Below are 500 nucleotides of genomic sequence, written 5' to 3' on the forward strand. Positions count from 1 at the left end.
TTCTGCCAGGCCACGGCAATGCCGCCGCCGGACAGCGGAATGACGGTCCAGTTTTCATCGCTGCTGGAAAGCGTGCCCAATTGACCGTCTGCCTGCAGAACCCCTTCATCCCCAACCAGCGCACCAGCGCTGTCGAACTTCTGGAACCGCAGCTCCGGAGGGTTGCCATCATGATGCCAAAGCACCATGAAGCCGCCGTCTTCCAGGGCCACCATCCGCGGCTGGGTCTGCTCGATATGGGCATCATCGGTGTTAATGCGGAACTCGCCGCCCAGAGCTGTAAAGCTGCCCGGGTTCTCTGCATCCGGTGCATACATCTGACCGTAAATGCCGCCAGCTGCGTCACTGCCCCACAAGCCGCTATTGGCCTGCCAGCTCACGACAAAACCGCCGTTGCTCAACGCCAGAACCTCCGGTTCCTTCTGGCTATTGGACACCGGATCCGGAACCCGGAAGGCCGGGCTGGCATTGCCGCCGGCATCCACAACCTGGGCATAAAC

At 61.4% G+C, this 500-nt stretch carries 1 protein-coding gene; it reads right to left on the minus strand.

Annotated elements, in window-relative coordinates:
• Window positions 1-500 (minus strand): hypothetical protein (locus ACXAHG_RS23545; protein ID WP_475061256.1); only part of this gene is annotated, 500 nt, incomplete at both ends.

It is taken from the genome of Leisingera sp. ABD4_442, from assembly GCF_056160905.1.